Here is a 275-nt window from a genome sequence, read left to right on the forward strand (position 1 = left end):
ATGGCTCGCAGCAGAATTCTGCCAATTCCACTCATTCTTCTTATTCCTATCGTGCTATTAGCGATTGTTATCATTGCTGGTGTGTATCGCTTTAGCTTGTCTGATGATGAAATCATGGCCAAGTTTCCGCAAGCAGAGGTGCAATCTAATCCTATCGTTGCCGAAGTGTTGGGAGTGCAAGCGAAGAATCCGTGGACAATTCAAGTACCAGAGCAAAATGCCGTCTCTTTTTTAGAAGAGTGGGACAAGGAGAATGGCTACCTGATTGGTCAGTA

1 pseudogene is annotated in these 275 nt (G+C 44.7%); it reads left to right on the forward strand.

The features are described 5' to 3' along the window. Positions 1-275, forward strand: a pseudogene (locus tag R8N49_RS29510) (hypothetical protein); the annotation flags it as partial.

Source organism: Vibrio sp. 1978 (assembly GCF_033344345.1).